Origin of the sequence: Streptomyces sp. NPDC056835 (assembly GCF_042789485.1) — a bacterium.
In the GTDB taxonomy this organism is placed as follows: Bacteria; Actinomycetota; Actinomycetes; order Streptomycetales; family Streptomycetaceae; genus Streptomyces.
The window spans coordinates 81,433-99,478 of the sequence record NZ_JBHUBB010000015.1 but is presented as its reverse complement, the minus strand read 5'-3'; the positions used below and the strand labels follow the sequence as shown (position 1 = coordinate 99,478).

Sequence of the window (18,046 nt, the reverse complement as noted above, 5' to 3'; positions counted from 1 at the left end):
GTCATGCCTCCGGCGCTTCGAACGAGGTGGTACGCCGCATCCCCGCGGCCCGGCCCTTGCCCGAGATGACCAGTGCCATCTTGCGGCTCGCCTCGTCGATCATCTCGTCGCCGAGCATCGCGGAGCCCTTCTTGCCGCCCGCCTCCGACGTGTAGTACTCGTACGCGTCGAGAATCAGCTCGGCGTGGTCGTAGTCCTCCTGGGAGGGCGAGAAGATCTCGTTCGACGCCTCGATCTGGCCCGGGTGCAGCACCCACTTGCCGTCGTAGCCCAGCGCCGCGGCCCGGCGTGCCACCTCGCGGTAGCCGTCCACATCGCGGATCTGGAGGTAGGGGCCGTCGATCGCCTGGAGATCGTGGGTACGGGCCGCCATCAGAATGCGCATCAGAATGTAGTGATAGGCGTCCGCGCCATAGCCGGGCGGCTGCTGGCCGACGACGAGAGACTTCATATTGATGGAGGCCATGAAGTCGGCGGGACCGAAGACGATCGTCTCAAGGCGCGGCGAGGCGGCGGCGATCCCGTCGACGTTCACCAGCCCCTTGGCGTTCTCGATCTGCGCCTCGATACCGATCCTGCCGACCTCGAAGCCCATCGTCTTCTCGATCTGGGTGAGCAGCAGATCGAGGGCGATGATCTGCTGGGCGTCCTGGACCTTCGGCAGCATCACGCAGTCGAGATTGTGTCCCGCGCCCTCCACCACCGTGATCACATCGCGGTAGGTCCAGTGCGTCGTCCAGTCGTTGACCCGTACGACCCGGATCTTGCCCGTCCAGTCGCCCTTGTTGAGCGCGTCGACGATGGTGTGCCGGGCGCCCTCCTTGGCGAGCGGCGCGCAGGCGTCCTCCAGATCCAGGAAGACCTGGTCGGCCGGCAGCCCCTGGGCCTTCTCCAGGAAGCGCGGGTTCGACCCCGGTACGGCGAGACACGAGCGGCGCGGACGCAGCCGGTTCGCGGCGGTTGTGGCCGTCTCGGTGGTGACAGGCGCGGTCATGCGGGGACCTCCCATGGGTCGAGCTTGTTCGCTGTGCGGATCTCGTCGACGATACGGCCGATGATCTCCGTGATCCCGAAGTCCTTCGGGGTGAAGACGGCGGCCACTCCGGCCGCCCGCAGCTCCTCGGCGTCGGCGTTCGGGATGATCCCGCCGACGATCACCGGAATGTCGCCCGCGCCCGCCTCGCGCAGCCGGGTCAGGACCTCGGGCACCAGCGCGGCGTGCGAGCCCGACAGGATCGACAGGCCCACGCAGTGCACGTCCTCGGCGAGCGCGGCACTGACGATCTGTTCGGGCGTGAGCCTGATGCCCTGGTAGACCACCTCGAAGCCGGCGTCGCGGGCGCGGACAGCGATCTGCTCGGCGCCGTTGGAGTGCCCGTCCAGACCGGGCTTGCCGACCAGCAGCCGCAGCCGCCGCCCGGTGCCGCCCGGGGCGCCGGACGCGGAGGCCAGCTCCTCGGCGGTACGGGCCACCTTCTCCCGTACGGCCGCGAGCGCGGTGCCCGCCTCCGCGGAGACCGCGATCGGGGCGCCGCTGACGCCCGTGGGCGCGCGGAACTCGCCGAAGACGTCCCGCAGAGCCCAGGACCACTCGCCGGTCGTCACCCCGGCCCGCGCGCACTCCAGGGTGGCGGCCATCAGATTGTCGGTGCCCGCGGCGGCCTTCTTCAGGGCGGTCAGCGCGTCGGTGGCCCGTGCCTCCTCGCGGCTGACCCGCCAGTTCTGGAGAGCGGTCACCACCCGGGCCTCGTTCGCCGGATCGACCGTCATGATGGCGGTGTCGAGGTCGGCGGTGAGCGGGTTGGGCTCCGTGGACTCGTAGCAGTTGACGCCGACGATCTTCTCCTCGCCCGACTCGATCCGCGCCCGCCGCTCCGCGTGCGAGGAGACCAGCCGCGACTTGAGATAGCCGGACTCGACGGCGGCCATCACCCCGCCCATCGCCTCGATCCGCTCGATCTCCGCGAAGGACTCGGTGACCAGGTCCGCCACCTTGGCCTCGATGACCCGCGAGCCCTCGAAGATGTCCGCGTACTCCAGCAGATCGCTCTCGTGCGCCAGCACCTGCTGGATACGGAGCGACCACTGCTGGTCCCAGGGGCGGGGCAGCCCCAGCGCCTCGTTCCAGGCGGGCAGCTGCACGGCACGGGCGCGGGCGTCCTTGGAGAGTGTCACGGCGAGCATTTCGAGGACGATCCGCTGGACGTTGTTCTCCGGCTGCGCCTCGGTCAGCCCCAGGGAGTTGACCTGGACGCCATAGCGGAAGCGGCGCTGCTTGGCGTTCTCGATGCCGTACCGCTCCTGGGTGATCCGGTCCCAGATACGGGAGAAGGCCCGCATCTTGCACATCTCCTCGATGAACCGGACCCCCGCGTTGACGAAGAACGAGATCCGGCCGACCACATCCCCCCTGCGCTCCTCGGGGATCCGACCGGACGCGAACACCGCGTCCAGTACGGCGATCGCAGTGGACATCGCGTACGCGATCTCCTGGACCGGGGTGGCCCCCGCCTCCTGGAGGTGGTAGCTGCAGATGTTGATCGGATTCCACTTGGGGATGTGGTTCACCGCGTAGGTGATCATGTCCGTCGTCAGCCGCAGGCTCGGCGCCGGCGGGAAGACATGCGTCCCGCGCGAAAGGTACTCCTTGACGATGTCGTTCTGTGTCGTCCCCTGGAGCCGGCCGATGTCCGCGCCCTGCTCCTCCGCGACCACCTGATAGAGCGCCAGCAGCCACATGGCGGTGGCGTTGATGGTCATCGAGGTGTTCGTACGTTCGAGCGGGATGTCCTGGAACAGCCGGCGCATGTCGCCGAGGTGGGAGACCGGGACCCCGACCCGGCCGACCTCGCCGCGGGCGAGGACATGGTCGGGGTCGTAGCCGGTCTGCGTCGGGAGATCGAACGCGACGGACAGGCCCGTCTGCCCCTTGGCGAGATTGCGCCGGTACAGCTCATTGGACGCCTCGGCGGTCGAGTGACCGGCGTACGTCCGCATGAGCCAGGGCCGGTCCTTCTGACGATCAGGCATGTAAGAAACCCTCAGCTGTCACGGGTGTGGGGGGCCGTCCGCGCCGCTGAAGCGTCGCGGAACAGATTGATGGCGTCGAGATGGCGTGCGCGCAGCTCCTGGTCGCGCACACCGAGGCCCTCGCGCGGTGCCAGCGCCAGCACGCCGACCTTGCCCTGGTGGCGGTTGCTGTGCACGTCGTGGGCGGCCTGGCCGGTGTCCTCCAGCGCGTACACCTTCGACAGGGTGGGATGGATCTTCCCCTTGGCGACCAGCCGGTTGGCCTCCCACGCCTCGCGGTAGTTGGCGAAGTGCGAGCCGACGATCCGCTTCAGTGACATCCACAGATAGCGGTTGTCGTACTCGTGGGTGTAGCCGGAGGTGGAGGCGCAGGTCACGATCGTGCCGCCCTTGCGGGTCACATACACGCTCGCGCCGAAGGTCTCGCGTCCCGGGTGCTCGAAGACGATGTCGACGTCCTCGCCGCCGGTCAGTTCGCGGATGTGTTTGCCGAAGCGTTTCCACTCGCGTGGATCCTGGTGGTGCTCGTCCTTCCAGAACCGGTAGTCCTCGGCGCCGCGGTCGATGATCGCGTCGGCGCCCATCCGCCGGCACAGCTCCGCCTTCCGGTCGCTGGAGACGACACAGACCGGGTTCGCGCCGCCGGCCAGCGCGAACTGCGTGGCGTACGAGCCGAGTCCGCCGCTCGCGCCCCAGATCAGCACGTTGTCGCCCTGCTTCATCCCGGCGCCGTTGCGGGACACCAGCTGGCGGTACGCGGTGGAGTTGACAAGACCGGGGGCCGCGGCCTCCTCCCAGCTGAGGTGCCTGGCCTTGGGCATCAGCTGATTGGACTTCACGAGCGCCAGCTCCGCCAGACCGCCGAAGTTGGTCTCGAAGCCCCAGATCCGCTGCTCGGGGTCGAGCATCGTGTCGTTGTGGCCGTCGGACGACTCCAGCTCGACGGAGAGACAGTGCGCGACGACCTCGTCGCCCGGATGCCAGGTGTTGACACCCGGCCCGGTGCGCAGCACGACGCCGGACAGGTCCGAGCCGATGACGTGGTACGGCAGATCGTGCCGTGCGGCGAGTTCGCTGAGCTTGCCGTACCGCTCCAGGAAGCCGAAGGTCGGCAGCGGCTCGAAGATCGAGGTCCAGACGGAGTTGTAATTCACGGAGCTGGCCATGACGGCCACCAGGGCCTCGCCGGGGCCGAGTTCGGGCACCGGGACCTCGTCGAGATGGAGCGACTTGCGGGGGTCCTTCTCTTGGGTGGGGAGGTCGGCGAACATCTCCGTCTCGTCCTTGTGCACGGTCACCGCGCGGTACGAACCGGGCAGCGGCAGTGCGGCGAAGTCGGCGGACGTACTGTCCGGTGACAGGATCGCGTCCAGGATTTCCTTCACGGTGTTGCCTCCGGCGAAGCTGAGGGTGCGAGATGCGAGGGGGCTGCCTGCTGGTGCGGTGGAGGTGTGCCGTCGGTTCGGCGGGTGCGGGTGCTGATCGAGCTCGCTTCGTGCTGATCGGCGGCGCCGGGTGGGCGCGGAGGTGCCTGTGACGCAGGCGTCCTGGCGCACAAGCGAGATGGCTTGCGGGAACAGCCGGACAACTTCACGGTATGGCACCCCGTGACAGCTGGCAAGGCACTGGGTGCCAACAATTTCCCTCGTTTGTCACCCGCACGGCACGCATGAGCAATGTCTACCGCTCATTCGGCGACAAATATCACCGGACGCGGTCAAGCGAGCGCATGGCGTAGGCGGGCGCCGGCGGACGAAAGCGCACCGGACCTCGTGATCCGGTGCGCCGGGTGATGACCGGGGACCGCTCAGGCGTTCCTGAGCGCCTGCCTGATGGTGCGCATGACCTCGTCCAGCGGGGCGTCGGTGTGCGCCACCGCCACCAGAACGTCGCCGGTGGTGCGCGCCGAGGCCGCCACATGCTCCGGCTTGCCGCCGATGGTCCGGCCCGCGCCGATGCCCGTACCGAAGGTGTCCCGCACGATCGCGAAGGCGTGGTCGAGCTGTGCCTCGACATCGCCCTGGCCGCCGGCCCGCAGCCAGCGGCGCAGCACATGATTGTGCGCGGTGACGACCGCGGAGGCGGCCACCTCGGCCAGCAGCGGGTCGTCATTGCCGTCGGTGTGGTCGCGCTCGTCGAAGTGGCCCAGCAGATAGCGGGTGAACAGCCGCTCGTAGCGGGCCACCGAGGCGATCTCGCGCTCCCGGAGCGTGGGGACCTCACGGGTCAGCCGGTAGCGCTCCACGGAGACCGCAGGGGAGGCCGCGTACATCCGCATGACCTCCTTGATGCCCCGGCAGACCGTGTCGAGCGGGTGCTCATGGGCGGGGGCGGCGTTGAGGACCGCCTCCGCCCGTACGAGGGTGTCGTCGTGGTCGGGGAAGATCGCCTCTTCCTTGGAGCGGAAGTGCCGGAAGAAGGTACGGCGGGCCACCCCCGCCGCCGCGGCGATCTCGTCGACGGTCGTCGCCTCGTACCCCTTGGTCGCGAACAGTTCCATGGCCGCGGCCGCCAGTTCGCGGCGCATCTTGAGCCGTTGGGCGGCGGCGCGGGTACCGGCGGCACTCTCCGGAACGTCGGTCCTGGAGTTCGTACGGGAGGACTTGGCGGGCTGGGACATGAGGTGAACGTACTGCATCGGTGCAGGAGAGCGCGCCTGCGGGGCCGGGCCGCCGGCCGTACCGGACGCCGCCTTGTCCGGCGTCCGGTCCGATGGACCGAGCAGCCCGCCCCGGCCCGCGCCGGTGCGGGGGTCGGCTCCGGCGCCGGCGTAAGCGCCGGAGTCAGCGCCGGGCATATTCGCGGAAGCCGCGGCCCGTCTTGCGGCCGAGGCAGCCCGCGGCCACCAGATGTTCGAGCAGCGGCGCCGGGGCCAGCCCCGGGTCCCGGAAAGCGCGGTGCAGGACCCGTTCGATGGCCAGCGAGACATCGAGGCCGACCACATCGAGGAGTTCGAAGGGCCCCATCGGATAGCCGCCGCCGAGCCGCATCGCGGCGTCGATGTCGTCCAGCGACGCGTAGTGCTCCTCGACCATCTTGATCGCGTTGTTCAGATACGGGAAGAGCAGCGCGTTGACGATGAAACCGGCGCGGTCGCCGCAGTCCACCGGGTGCTTGCGGACGGCCGTGGACACGGCGTGGACGGTGGCCACGGTCTCGTCGGAGGTGAGGACCGTACGGACCACCTCGACCAGCTTCATCGCCGGGGCCGGATTGAAGAAGTGCATTCCGACGACATCCCGCGGGCGCGAGGTCGCGCGGGCACAGGCGATCACCGGGAGGGACGAGGTCGTGGTGGCCAGCACCGCGCCCGGCCGGCAGACCTTGTCGAGTGTGGCGAACAGCCGCTGCTTGACCTCCAGGTCCTCCGCCACGGCCTCGACGGCGAGATCCACCTCGGACAGCGCGTCGAGCGAACCGGCCGGGGTGATCCGCGCCAGCGTCTCGGCCCGCGCCTCCTCCGTCATCCGCCCCTTGTCGACCGAGCGGGCCAGGGACTTCGCGATACGGGACAGGGCGCCCGCCGCCTTCTCCGGGCCACGGGCGGCGAGCACGACGTCGTATCCCGCCTTGGCGAAGACCTCGGCGATACCGCTCGCCATCGTGCCCGAGCCCGCCACCCCCACCGAACGGACGGAACGCCCGGCGCCGCCCTCCCGGCCGGGCCGCGGGGTGAGCGCGTCCGGCACGGCCGTGCCGCTGCCGGGCGCCTCGTACGTATAGAAACCGCGCCCGGACTTACGGCCGGTCAGCCCGGCCTCGCTGAGCTGGCCGAGCACCGGCGCGGGCGCGTGCAGCCGGTCGTGCGACGCCGCGTACATCGCCTCCAGCACGGTACGGGCGGTGTCGACCCCGATCAGATCGAGCAGGGCGAGCGGCCCCATCGGCAGTCCGCAGCCCAGCCGCATCGCGGCGTCGATGTCCTCGCGGGAGGCGTACTTCGCCTCGAACATGGCGGCGGCCTGGTTGAGATAGCCGAAGAGCAGCCCGTCCGCCACGAAACCGGGCCGGTCGCCCACCGCGACCGGCTCCTTGCCGAGCTCCCGGGCGAGCGCCGTGACGGCCGCGACCGCCTGCGGCGAGGTGAGGACCGAGGAGACCACCTCGACCAGCTTCATCGCCGGCGCGGGGTTGAAGAAGTGCAGACCGAGCACGCGCTCGGGGTGCGCGGAGTCGGCGGCCAGCCGGGTCACCGACAGCGCGTTGGTGCCGGTCGCCAGGATCGTGGTGGGGCTGACGATCGTGTCCAGCGCGCGGAAGACCCGCTGCTTCGTCTCGTACGACTCCGGCACGACCTCGATCACCAGCTCGGCGTCGGCGGCGGCGCGCAGATCGGAGAAGGTGCGGAAGCGCGCGAGCGAGGTCCGCCGCTCCTCCTCGGTGAGCCGCCCCCGCTCCACGGCCCGCGCGGCGGACGTGTCGAGCGCCCCGGCGGCCCGGACGGCGGCGGCGTCGCTGATGTCGATACCGATGACCTCGTGTCCTGCCCGGGTGAGGATCTCGGCGATACCGGTGCCCATCGTGCCGAGGCCGACGACGGCGATGGTGGAGAGAGGGATGTCCATCACGGGACTCCAGGGGATGAGGGTGACGACTGAGGGCGCGCGGCGAGCGCCGGGCGCGCGAGAGCGTGCGGGTCGCGGTGGTGCGGCGGTGGTGCGGCGGCGGACTCTGTCCCGGAGTCACGCCGTACATCCCCGCTGAAGGCCGTACGCCGTACCGGCCGTACACGGCCGTGCTGAACCGACAGCAGCGCTCACGACGGCTGCGTCACCAGGCCGTCGAAAGCCGCGGAGGTTATCCGCTCATCTGAGGCTAACCGACGAGTAACGAGCGCGCCATATCTGGGACGCTGTGTGCTGGGTCACGGACGGCCGGAATCGCTCGTTCAGGCGCGAAGTGGCCGGTGGGGCAGGCTACTTGGTGCCCACAGCGATACCCCGGATCGATACGCTGGAGAGATGGACGAGGACTTCCGCTCGCTCGCGGACCGGGTGCGGGACGAGTCCCGGGGCTCCGACGCCTGCGAGCGGCTGATCGCCACCGAGGATTCCGAGGCCCTGGCCGATGTGCTCGTCGCGCCCGAACAGCCCCTGTGGGCACGGGAGATCGCGGCGTTCAGACTCGGCTGCTCGGGGGACCGGCGGGCCTTCGAGACACTGGTGCTGCTGCTCAACCACCGGGATCCCGAGCGCTGTGTCTCCGCCTCGTACGCGCTGGCACGGCTCGGCGACCCGCGCACCCCCAGAGCCGCCGCCGCGCTCGCCACCAACGGGCTGCGCACGGCCTACGCGCTCCACCCCGTACGGCTGCTCACCGAACTGCGCGCGCCCGAGTCCGTACCGGCGCTGATCAGCACACTGGAACGGCTGCTGGCCCCCGGCGAACCGTACTGGCGGGTGGCGCTCGCCTGTGTCGAGGGGCTGGGACGGCTCGGCGACGGCCGGGCGCGCCCGGCCCTGGAAGCCGCCCGGTGTCACCCGAGGCTGGCCGCCGCCGCGGCCGCCGCGCTCAGCCGCCTCGCGTAACGCACCTCCGGTACGGACACCCCGCCCACCTCGAACGGCTCGGCCGCTCCGTCCGGCGCGAACCCCGCCTTCGCGTAGAAGCGCCGGGCGCGCTCGTTCCCGGCGAGGACCCAGAGCCGCATGTCCTGGTAGCCGGCCTCGGCCGCCCGGGTGGTCAGCTCGTCCAGCAGCGCGCGGCCGGTCCCGGTGGAAAGCCGCTCCGGCGCCACATAGAGCGCGTACAGCTCGGCGGACCCGGCAGGCGCGTCCGCGTCGCGGCCCGGCCCGTAACAGCCCCATCCGGTCACCCGGCCCGCGTGTTCCGCCACCAGATTGACCACCCGGCGCCCCCCCTCGGCGAGATGCGCGCGACGTCTCACGGCGTCCTCCTCGACGCTCATCGCGTCGAGATACGCCCGCGGTATCAGCCCGGCGTACGCGTGGCGCCAGCCCCGCACCCGGACCGTCGCGACCGCCTCGCAGTCGTTGACGGTCATCTCCCGGACAGGGACCGTCATCGCACGCGCTCCGGTGCGACTCCGGCGGGGGAGCGCAGATGAGTGAGTTCCGTCATGGCTTCATCCTCGCCGACGCCACTGACAACGGACCACGAGGGGCCACCGGGTCAGTATCCGGTCGGGCGCACCAACCCCGTCTCGTACGCGAAGACCGCCGCCTGGGTGCGGTCGCGCAGACCCAGCTTGACCAGGATCCGGCTCACATGGGTCTTCACGGTCTGCTCCGCCACCACCAGACGCCCGGCGATCTCCGCGTTGGACAGGCCCTGCGCGATCAGCGACAGGACCTCGGTCTCGCGTTCCGTCAGGTCGCCGACGCGGCTCTTGAGCGGGGCGCGGGGGGCGCCCGTCATCCGGGAGAACTCGGCGATCAGGCGCTTGGTGATGTTGGGGGCGAGCAGGGCGTCGCCGTCCGCCACCACCCGTACCGCCTGGGCGAGTTCGGCGGCGGAGGCGTCCTTCAGCAGAAATCCGGACGCGCCCGCGCGCAGCGCCTCGTACACGTACTCATCGAGGTCGAACGTGGTCAGGACGAGGACCTTGACGGTGGCGCCGGGCGGTTCCGTGATGCGGCGCGTCGCCTCGATACCGCCGAGTCCGGGCATCCGTATGTCCATCAGGACGACGTCGGGGGTGAGTTCGGCGACTTTGGCGATGGCGTCGAGGCCGTCCACGGCCTGGCCGACGACCTCGATGCCGGGCTCGGCGTTGAGCAGCACCGTGAAGCCCTGGCGGACCATCATCTGGTCGTCGGTGATCAGAACACGGATGGTGCCGCTGGTCATGCGTCGTCCTTCGTGGAAGCGGGCAGAGCGGAACTCGCCACGGGGAGCGTCGCGGTCACCTCGTAGCCACCGTCCGGCAGCGGCCCGGCGGCCAGTTCGCCGCCCAGCATGGCAGCTCGCTCGCGCATGCCGAGCAGCCCGTGTCCCAGGCGCTCGGCGGGACCGGCGACCCCGTGCGGCGCGGTGTTGGTGACCTGGACCGTGACGACGGACGGGTGGTACCCGATCGTCACCCGCACCTCCGCCCCCGGCGCGTGGCGCATCGCGTTGCTGAGTGCCTCCTGCACGATACGGAACGCCGAGAGCTCGACGCCCGGCGGTAGTGGCCGTGGCTCTCCCGTGGTCCGTCCGGTGACGGTGACCCCGGCTCCGCGCACCGTGCCGACCAGCTCGTCGAGCCGGTCGAGGGTCGGCTGCGGGGCGTGTCGTACGCCCTCCGACAGGGCGTCCTCGGAGCGCAGTACGCCGAGCACCCGGCGCAGTTCGGTGAGCGCGTCGACCGCGTTCTTCCGGATGCCCGCGAGATTCTCCTTCAGCTCCTCGGACGGGTTCTCGACCAGGTGCGGGGCCACCTGCGCCTGGATGGAGATGACCGACATGTGGTGGGCGACCACGTCGTGCAGCTCGCGAGCGATCCGATTGCGCTCTTCGAGCAGGGTGCGCTTGGCCCGCTCCTCGGCGGTCAGTTCCTCCTGGACGACCAGTTCCGTACGGGCCACCCGACGGCCGCGCAGCAGAGCGCCGACCACCACGGCGACCGTGAGGACCGCGGCGACGGGGCGGAAGTCGCCGGGGCGGCCGGAGAACAACGGGCCGCAGACCAGTCCCGTGAGCGCACTGATCACCAGCACCTCGCCCGAGGCCCGGGGGCGCACCCGCAGCGCCACCAGGAACAGCACCCCGGCATGCATGGCGAGTTGGGTGCCGGTCCAGGGGAACATCGTGCCGACGACGAACGGGTCCGCGAACCGCGCGAGCCCCACCATCGCGGCGATCGACGCCCACCAGGCCAGGATCGGCCGGAACAGCGCGCCGATGAGCGCCGCCGACTGGACTCCGGCGAGCACCAGAGCGGTGGGTACGCCCATCCGGTACTGGAAGGCGTACTGGTTCGTGTTGATGGCGAGGAGGAGCACCGCTCCCAGCACCAGCGGTACCGCGAGCACCGGCAGCCAATCCAGCCAGCGCTGCCGCCCCACGCGCCGCAGTGGGGCGGCGGCCGACGTCAGCAGGTCCTCGCGCAGCGCGCGCGCCGCCGCTCGCAGGAGCTTCACCACATCCCACTTCACGGAATTCACCCTAGACACGCCGCACCGTCGCCTCCTGGGCGGGACGCCCCTCGTACACGATCCGGCCGCTCCCCCGCGGCGCCCGCCTCTGTTCGTACGTACGGAACGCCGTCCAGCACACCAGCAGAGCCACCGCGAACACCGGCAGCCAGGCGAGCCGGGCGAGCACCCAGCCGGGCCCGTCGGGCGCGGTGTGCAGACCGGGCAGCGGAGCGCCCGCGAGCAAGCCGAGGGCGGTGACGGCGATCATCGCCGTCTGGTGCCAGAGGAAGACCGTCATCGCCGACATATTCACCAGCGCCACCGCCGCCCAGGCGGCGGGCCGCGCGACCAGCCGGCGCAGCGGGCCGAGCAGCAGCAGGGCCGCCCCGCACTGGGCGAGGCCGAAGGTGACGGCCGCGAGGGTGGGCGGGTTGAGGTTGGAGATCCCGGCGCCCGGCACCCCGACCATGGAAGCCGGGTAGCCCGCCCACAGGACGAGACAGACGCCGGCGGCCCCACCACCCGCGAACAGCGCCCATCCGGTCGGGCGCCCCGGCAGCCCGCGCCGCGCCCACCGCGCCCCCAGGCAGTACGGCACCAGCCAGCCCGCGGCCAGATTGACCCAGCCGAGCCAACGGGGTGCCTCGAAGCCGAACCGGAACAGGTCCACGTACAGCACCACCGCGAGCGGCCACAGCGGATGCACCCTCGCGACCAGCGGGGTCGCCGCCGTCAAGGCCGCGAAGACCAGGAGGAACCAGAGCGGCGACAGCACCAGCTTGAACAGCGTCTGTACGGTATCGAGCCCAACGCCCGAGGCGAGCATCACGCCCGCCGCCACCGCCCACACCACCAGCACGGCGGCGACCGGCCCGAACAGCCGCGCCATCCGGGCGCCGAGCCACTTCCCGTACGCCGTACCCCGGGCGCGCGCCGACGCGTAACTCCGCGCGCCCACCTGCCCGCCGACCAGGAAGAACACGGCGAGAGTCTGGAACACCCAGGATATCGGCGTCAGTTGGGGCAGGAACTGGAGCGGGCTCGCGCCGCGCACCGTACCGCTGTCGGCGACCAGGGCGGTCACCAGCCAGTGGCCGAGCACGACACCCAGGATGGACAGGGCGCGCAGGGTGTCGACGGCGCGGTCGCGGTCGGGCGGGGTGGCGGAGTCGATCCGCCGGATCAGCTCACGCATGGCGGCCGCCCTCGGACGGGGGCTGTCCCGAGACGATCCGGGCGAGGTTCCGCAGGGACGTGGACCCCGGCTTCAGGTAGTCGCTGTGGCCGCCGCCGCCCGCGTCGAAGGCGCGCGCGCCGAACGCTTCCGACACCGGGTCGGTGCCGAACCCGACGGTGGTGAACAGGAGCGGGAGCCGCACATGCGGCACGTCGGCGATCCAGTCATCGGCGCCCCGGCCCGCCCAGACGGTGGCCCGGGTGCGCAACTGGCCGACGGTGTCGACGCCGGTGCCGGGGCTCCCGTACAGGACGATGTCCGCGACCGGCAGGCCCGAGGCGGCCCGCGCGCAGACGACCGACCCGTAGGAGTGACAGAGCAGGGAGATCCGGGCGGTGGGCCCAGGCCCTGTCCGGCCGATCTTGCCGGGCGTCGTCGAGCAGGCGGGACGTTGAAGACAGGGCCTGGCGGCGCTCAGCTCACGTACGAAGCGCTGGAGACGGGGAGCCGCGTCGACGGCCCGCCCTGGGGTCAGCACCTCGGCGCTCACCGTGCCTGGCGTCTCGAAGCCGAGCCAGGCGATGACGGCGGCTCCGTCGCCCAACTCCCGCTGGAGCGTGGCGGCTCCGGCCCGGAAACGCCCGTACGCGTCGAGGCTGGTGTCCGAGCCAGGCACCAGCACGGCGATCCGCTCGGCGCGCGACAGATCGCCGAAGACCTCGGCGGCGCGGCCGCCGTCGCGGCCGTCGAAGGTGAGGAACCGGCGCGCCGGGTCCGCCATGGCGCGCAGCGCGGCGGCCCGCCTCCGGTCGCCGTGGTCGGCGGCCATGCGGCCCGCCGCCCGGATTCCGGCGAGGTTGACGGCGTACCGCTCGGCGAGGGCGGCCGGCGTCGCGGCCCGCAACGGAGCGAGGACGACCGGCGCGGGAGCGGGGACGGCGGCGGGGCGGGCCGCGCCCGACACCGGCACCGCCAGTGACGCGGTGATGAGCGCGGCGAGCAGAGTGCGGTGCCGGCGGCCGTTGCTGCGCGGTCCGCTGTCGCGCGGGCGGGACTCCATGGTGGATGGTCCTCACTTACCGAAGGGCGTGTGTGCTTCCGGTAAGGAAGTTATGGATCGGGCCGGGTAGCCGGCGTCCCGCCGGGGAGCGCACCGACCGCGTAGCTCCGAAGTACTACGGGTAGCACGGGCGATGCGGAGGTCACAGCAGCGTGAGCTGGGTGGCGCCCGGTGCGGGGCCCGCGGCCACCGGCCTGATCGGCAGGCCCGGGAGGTCCGGGTCCCGCGGCACGGTGATCCGCCGGGCCTCGCCCCGGCTCGCCGGACCGATGCCGAACTCGTCGGCCAGTTCATGCACCTGCTTGGTTATCCGGCGCTGGTACCACTTGGGCGCGTACGCCCCCTCCGCGTACAGCCGCTCGTACCGCGCCACCAGATGGGGGTGGTGCCGTGTCAGCCAGGCCATGAACCACTCGCGCGCGCCCGGCCGCAGATGCAGGACGAGCGGGGTCACGGAGGTGGCGCCGGCGGCGGCGATCGCGCGTACCGTCGCGCGCAGTTGGTCGGGACCGTCGCCCAGGAAGGGGATCACGGGCGCCATCAGCACCCCGCAGCCGATGCCGTTGTCACTCATCGTCCGTACGACGTCGAGACGGCGCTCGGGCGAGGGCGTGCCCGGTTCGACCGTGCGCCACAGCTCCTGGTCGACAAAGCCGACGGAGACCGAGACACCGACCTCCGTGACGGCGGCGGCCTGCCGCAGCAGTTCGAGATCGCGCAGGATCAGTGTGCCCTTGGTGAGGATGGAGAAGGGGTTCGCGTGGTCGCGCAGGGCCGTGATGATGCCCGGCATCAGCCGGTAGCGCCCCTCCGCCCGCTGGTAGCAGTCGACATTCGTGCCCATCGCGATATGGGCCCCCTGCCACTGGCGGGAGCCCAGCTGGCGGCGTACCAGCTCCGGTGCGTTGATCTTGACCACGATCTGGGAGTCGAAGCCGAGCCCCGTGTCGAGGTCCAGATAGCTGTGGGTCTTGCGGGCGAAGCAGTAGACACAGGCGTGTGTGCACCCCCGGTACGGGTTCACCGTCCATTCGAACGGCATACGGGACGCGCCGGGCACCCGGTTCACGATCGAACGGGCACGGATCTCGTGGAAGGTGATGCCGCGGAATTCGGGCGTGTCGAAGGTACGGGTGGTCACGGCGTCCGTACCGAAGAGCGTGATGTCCCCGGTCGGCCCGGTCTGCCCGGTCGTCGAGGCGTTCTCGACCAGATTGTCCCAGCGCATGGGTGCCTCCTCGGTAGCACTGACCACAGAATAGAACGCATGTTCCCTTGATCGCCGCAACCACGATTTGGGCGGGCATGCCGGAGGGTGGTTGGCTGGCCGCACCCCACCGGAAAACGAGTGCTGGAGGAAGAGCCATGGCGCAGGTCGAGGCCACGACGGAGCGAATCATCGCGGCGGACCCGGAGACGGTGTTCGATACTCTGGCCGACTACGAGAACACCCGCGCGAAGCTTCTGCCCGGGCACTTCAGCGAGTACGAGGTGCGGGAGGGCGGCGACGGCGAGGGCACCCTGGTCCACTGGAGGCTCCAGGCCACCAGCAAGCGCGTCCGCGACTGTCTGCTGGAGGTGACCGAGCCCAACGACGGCCGGCTCGTGGAGAAGGACCGCAACTCCTCCATGGTCACCACCTGGACCGTCACCCCCGCCGGTGAGGGCAGCTCGAAGGCCGTCGTGACCACCGTCTGGGACGGCGCGGGCGGCATCGGCGGCTTCTTCGAGCGGACCTTCGCCCCCAAGGGCCTGGCCCGCATCTACGACGAGGTGCTCGCCAGGCTCGCCAAGGAGACCGAGAAGGGCGGCGCCGCGTAGGGCATGTCCCCCCGGATCGAGGCTGGTTGAGGCCGGCCCCGGCGGATAGTTGCCGGGGTCACCGTTTCGAGTGGTTTTCCCCGCGGCGCCGTAGCGTGCCCCCGCACGACGCGTCGCGGGAAAGCCCCTGATGAGCGCCTCGGCGTCAGCTCCACCGGTCAACCCGCCCCCGTCACAACCCCGTTCAGGGGAGAGCGGCCCGCTTGCTCCTGCTTGGCGCGCAATGCGAACAATGACGCCGCGCAGGTGTGACGAGGGGAGCAGTACGTGGGCGGGACCACTCTGGTGAAGGACGTCGGAAACGGCGTCGGAAACGGCGTCGGAAACGGCGTCGGGAACAGCGTCGGCAACGGCGTCGGGCACGATGCCGACGAGGCCGCACAGGCCGCGTCGCTGCCCACACCCGCCACGGCGGACCCGCCCCCGCCCCCGCCCGAGGGCGGCGCGGCCCCCGCCGAAGCCCTCAGCCCCCGCCGGGTGCGACTGGTCTTCGTCGGGCTGATGCTCGCCCTGCTGCTGGCCGCGCTGGAACAGATGATCGTGGCCACCGCGCTGCCGAAGATCGTCGGTGAACTCCAGGGCCTGGACCGGATGTCCTGGGCGATCACCGCGTATCTGCTCACCGCCACGGTCGGACTGCCGATCTACGGCAAGCTCGGCGACCTCTTCGGCCGCAAGGGCGTCTTCCAGTTCGCCATCGTCGTCTTCGTCATCGGCTCCGCGCTGGCCGGCTGGTCGCGCACCATGGACGAACTCATCGCCTTCCGCGCCATCCAGGGCATCGGCGCGGGCGGGCTCATGATCGGCGTCCAGGCGATCATCGCGGATATCGTGCCGCCCCGGGAGCGCGGGCGCTTCATGGGGCTGATCGGCGCGGCCTTCGGTCTCGCGTCCGTGGCCGGTCCACTGCTCGGCGGATTCTTCACCGACCATGTCTCCTGGCGCTGGTGCTTCTACATCAATGTGCCCTTCGGTCTGGTCACGCTCGCCGTCGTCACCGTCGTACTCAAGCTCCCCAAACCCACCACCCGTGCCCGTCTCGACGTCCTGGGCGCGCTGCTGCTCGCCGCCTCGTCCACCTGTCTGGTGCTGCTGACCAGCTGGGGCGGTACGGAGTACGCCTGGGGCTCACGCGTCATCCTCGGACTGGCCGCGGGCGCCGCGGGAACGGCCCTGCTCTTCCTGGTCGTTGAGCACTTTGCCGTCGAACCGATCATTCCGCTGCGGCTGTTCCGCGACTCCGTCTTCAATATCACCGGCCTCGTCGGGGCGGTGGTCGGTGTGGCGCTGTTCGGCGCCGCCAGCTATCTGCCGACCTATCTCCAGATGGTCGACGGGGCCAGCGCCACCGAGTCCGGTCTGCTGATGCTGCCCATGATGGGCGGCGTCGTCATCGCCTCCATCGTCTCCGGCCATCTCATCAGCCGTACCGGCCGCTACAAGATCTATCCGGTGCTCGGCGGGGCACTCTCGGTGGCCGGGATGTGGCTGCTGTCCCGGCTGGACACCGACACGTCACAGCTGGAGTGCGGGATCGCGCAGGCGATCCTCGGCCTCGGGATGGGGCTGGTGATGCCCGTACTGATCCTCGCCGTGCAGAACTCCGTACCACCCGCCGACCTCGGCACCGCCACCAGCGCCAACAACTACTTCCGGCAGATCGGCGGCAGTGTCGGAGCCGCGATCTTCGGCACGCTCTTCGCCAACCGGCTCGCCGACGCCCTCGCCGACCGTGTCCCCGCGGGCAGCGGACTCCCCGACGCCGAGTCCATCACCCCGCAGGCGGTCCACGCGCTGCCGCCCGCGCTGCGCGACGGCTATATCCAGGCGTACGCGGACGCCATGCCGCGGATCTTCCTCTATCTCGTGCCGGTGCTCGTCCTCGGCCTGTTGATCGCCTTCTTCCTCAAGGAGAAACCACTGGTGTCCCAGAACGTCTCGGCCGCCGAGTCCGGCACCGTCCCCGCCGCGCGCAGCGCCTCCGCCCCCGGCATCCCCGCCGCGCCGGCGCCGGCCCCGTACATCTCGGGTGTCGCGGTGTGCGGCACCGTGCAGCACTACGACGGCTCCACCGTGCCCCGCGCCGCCCTCACCCTCATCGATGTCCACGGCAAGCAGATCGGGCGCGGCGCGAGCGGTGAGGACGGACGGTACGCACTGAGCGTGCCGGGCTCCGGTTCGTATGTGATGATCGCGGCGGCCGGCGGGCATCAGCCCCAGGCCGTCACCGTGACCGTCGGCGAACGCCCCGTCGAACTGGACGTGGTCCTCGGCGGCGCCGGGCGGCTCGCCGGGGCCGTGCTCACCGCGGACGGCACGCCGGTACGGGACGCCGCCGTGACCCTCACGGATGTACGGGGCGAGGTGGTGGCGAGCACCCGCAGTGGGCGCGAGGGCTCGTATGTGATCTCGGAGCTGGTGGCGGGCGAGTACACCCTGGCCGCGAGCGCCCCCGCCTTCCGGCCCGCCGCGCTGCCGGTCAGTGTGCAGGCGTCCCGGGAGACCAGGCAGGACATCGAGCTGGCCGGCGGGGCGGTGCTGCGCGGCACCGTACGCGCCGGGGGCGGCCGTCCCGTCGAGGACGCCCGGGTCACCCTGCTCGACGCGGCGGGCAATGTGGTGGACACCCTCACCACCAATACCGACGGCACTTTCCGGTTCGTTGATCTCTCCTCGGGTGAGTACACGGTGATCGCCGCGGGCTATCCGCCGGTCGCCACCGTGCTCCAGGTGGCGGGCGGCGGACGTACCGAACGCGATCTCCTGCTCGGCCACGAGGACTGACTGAATTTCAGTCAATAGGGGGTTGTGCGCGGGCGCACTACTGATTAGTTCATTGCCCGGCGCATCCCCCGCGCAGGGCCGTACCGTGGAGGG

General features: G+C 71.0%; 14 protein-coding genes. 3 read left to right on the top strand and 11 right to left on the bottom strand.

The window, feature by feature from the left end:
- Position 1: 1 nt before the first annotated feature.
- The 5 genes from ACFRMN_RS19100 to ACFRMN_RS19080 all read right to left on the bottom strand — a co-directional run bounded on the left by ACFRMN_RS19100 (position 2) and on the right by ACFRMN_RS19080 (position 7,595).
- The gene (locus ACFRMN_RS19100; RefSeq protein ID WP_383020797.1) at positions 2 to 994 is read right to left on the bottom strand and encodes an HpcH/HpaI aldolase/citrate lyase family protein; all 993 of its coding nucleotides are present in this window, start codon (positions 992 to 994) and stop codon (positions 2 to 4) included.
- Positions 991 to 3,030: a protein meaA gene (locus ACFRMN_RS19095; RefSeq protein WP_383020795.1), complete on the bottom strand. Its 2,040-nt coding sequence runs from the start codon at positions 3,028 to 3,030 to the stop codon at positions 991 to 993. The genes ACFRMN_RS19100 and ACFRMN_RS19095 overlap by 4 nt, the downstream gene beginning before the upstream one ends.
- An 11-nt stretch (positions 3,031 to 3,041) precedes the next feature.
- The gene (ccrA, locus tag ACFRMN_RS19090) at positions 3,042 to 4,415 is read right to left on the bottom strand and encodes a crotonyl-CoA carboxylase/reductase (RefSeq protein WP_383020792.1); all 1,374 of its coding nucleotides are present in this window, start codon (positions 4,413 to 4,415) and stop codon (positions 3,042 to 3,044) included.
- 422 nt (positions 4,416 to 4,837) lie between these two features.
- Positions 4,838 to 5,650 (bottom strand): TetR family transcriptional regulator, encoded by an 813-nt coding sequence (locus ACFRMN_RS19085; protein WP_383020789.1) that lies wholly within the window; start codon positions 5,648 to 5,650, stop codon positions 4,838 to 4,840.
- A gap of 163 nt (positions 5,651 to 5,813) precedes the next feature.
- Entirely contained in the window at positions 5,814 to 7,595 is a 1,782-nt protein-coding gene (locus ACFRMN_RS19080; RefSeq protein WP_383020786.1) for a 3-hydroxyacyl-CoA dehydrogenase family protein, read from the bottom strand.
- 396 nt (positions 7,596 to 7,991) lie between these two features.
- Here ACFRMN_RS19080 and ACFRMN_RS19075 point away from each other — a divergent pair, with 396 nt between their 5' ends.
- Positions 7,992 to 8,558 carry an adenylosuccinate lyase gene (locus ACFRMN_RS19075; protein WP_383020783.1) on the top strand — a complete coding sequence of 189 codons (567 nt, stop codon included), beginning with the start codon at positions 7,992 to 7,994 and terminating at the stop codon, positions 8,556 to 8,558.
- Here the strand turns inward: ACFRMN_RS19075 and ACFRMN_RS19070 are convergent.
- The 6 genes from ACFRMN_RS19070 to ACFRMN_RS19045 all read right to left on the bottom strand — a co-directional run bounded on the left by ACFRMN_RS19070 (position 8,507) and on the right by ACFRMN_RS19045 (position 14,576).
- A complete protein-coding gene (locus tag ACFRMN_RS19070) occupies positions 8,507 to 9,055 on the bottom strand; it encodes a GNAT family N-acetyltransferase (protein WP_383020782.1) in 549 nt (182 codons plus the stop codon). The genes ACFRMN_RS19075 and ACFRMN_RS19070 overlap by 52 nt on opposite strands.
- A gap of 107 nt (positions 9,056 to 9,162) precedes the next feature.
- The gene (locus ACFRMN_RS19065) at positions 9,163 to 9,840 is read right to left on the bottom strand and encodes a response regulator (protein ID WP_383020779.1); all 678 of its coding nucleotides are present in this window, start codon (positions 9,838 to 9,840) and stop codon (positions 9,163 to 9,165) included.
- Positions 9,837 to 11,129, bottom strand: coding sequence for a sensor histidine kinase (locus ACFRMN_RS19060; protein ID WP_383020777.1), 1,293 nt, complete (start codon positions 11,127 to 11,129; stop codon positions 9,837 to 9,839). Before ACFRMN_RS19060 ends, ACFRMN_RS19065 begins: the two co-directional genes overlap by 4 nt.
- A gap of 10 nt (positions 11,130 to 11,139) precedes the next feature.
- Entirely contained in the window at positions 11,140 to 12,306 is a 1,167-nt protein-coding gene (locus ACFRMN_RS19055; protein ID WP_383020774.1) for an acyltransferase, read from the bottom strand.
- Complete coding sequence (locus ACFRMN_RS19050; protein ID WP_383020771.1) at positions 12,299 to 13,348, bottom strand: alpha/beta hydrolase; 1,050 nt, start codon at positions 13,346 to 13,348, stop codon at positions 12,299 to 12,301. Before ACFRMN_RS19050 ends, ACFRMN_RS19055 begins: the two co-directional genes overlap by 8 nt.
- Positions 13,349 to 13,490: 142 nt before the next feature.
- The gene (locus tag ACFRMN_RS19045; protein ID WP_383020769.1) at positions 13,491 to 14,576 is read right to left on the bottom strand and encodes an Rv2578c family radical SAM protein; all 1,086 of its coding nucleotides are present in this window, start codon (positions 14,574 to 14,576) and stop codon (positions 13,491 to 13,493) included.
- Between the two features lie 137 nt (positions 14,577 to 14,713).
- Between ACFRMN_RS19045 and ACFRMN_RS19040 the strand changes: the two genes are divergently transcribed.
- Together ACFRMN_RS19040 and ACFRMN_RS19035 are read left to right on the top strand one after the other, a co-directional pair.
- Positions 14,714 to 15,169, top strand: coding sequence for an SRPBCC family protein (locus ACFRMN_RS19040; RefSeq protein WP_383020766.1), 456 nt, complete (start codon positions 14,714 to 14,716; stop codon positions 15,167 to 15,169).
- Positions 15,170 to 15,562: 393 nt separating this feature from the next.
- Positions 15,563 to 17,953, top strand: coding sequence for an MFS transporter (locus tag ACFRMN_RS19035; RefSeq protein WP_383021047.1), 2,391 nt, complete (start codon positions 15,563 to 15,565; stop codon positions 17,951 to 17,953).
- Positions 17,954 to 18,046: the final 93 nt, after the last annotated feature.

Coding starts and splice junctions, on each gene's coding strand:
- ACFRMN_RS19100 (WP_383020797.1), bottom strand. CDS start 994: ATGACCGCGCCTGTCACCACCGAGACGGCCACAACCGCCGCGAACCGG.
- ACFRMN_RS19040 (WP_383020766.1), top strand. CDS start 14,714: ATGGCGCAGGTCGAGGCCACGACGGAGCGAATCATCGCGGCGGACCCG.
- ACFRMN_RS19085 (WP_383020789.1), bottom strand. CDS start 5,650: ATGTCCCAGCCCGCCAAGTCCTCCCGTACGAACTCCAGGACCGACGTT.
- ACFRMN_RS19055 (WP_383020774.1), bottom strand. CDS start 12,306: ATGCGTGAGCTGATCCGGCGGATCGACTCCGCCACCCCGCCCGACCGC.
- ACFRMN_RS19070 (WP_383020782.1), bottom strand. CDS start 9,055: ATGACGGTCCCTGTCCGGGAGATGACCGTCAACGACTGCGAGGCGGTC.
- ACFRMN_RS19045 (WP_383020769.1), bottom strand. CDS start 14,576: ATGCGCTGGGACAATCTGGTCGAGAACGCCTCGACGACCGGGCAGACC.
- ACFRMN_RS19080 (WP_383020786.1), bottom strand. CDS start 7,595: ATGGACATCCCTCTCTCCACCATCGCCGTCGTCGGCCTCGGCACGATG.
- ACFRMN_RS19075 (WP_383020783.1), top strand. CDS start 7,992: ATGGACGAGGACTTCCGCTCGCTCGCGGACCGGGTGCGGGACGAGTCC.
- ACFRMN_RS19065 (WP_383020779.1), bottom strand. CDS start 9,840: ATGACCAGCGGCACCATCCGTGTTCTGATCACCGACGACCAGATGATG.
- ACFRMN_RS19050 (WP_383020771.1), bottom strand. CDS start 13,348: ATGGAGTCCCGCCCGCGCGACAGCGGACCGCGCAGCAACGGCCGCCGG.
- ACFRMN_RS19095 (WP_383020795.1), bottom strand. CDS start 3,030: ATGCCTGATCGTCAGAAGGACCGGCCCTGGCTCATGCGGACGTACGCC.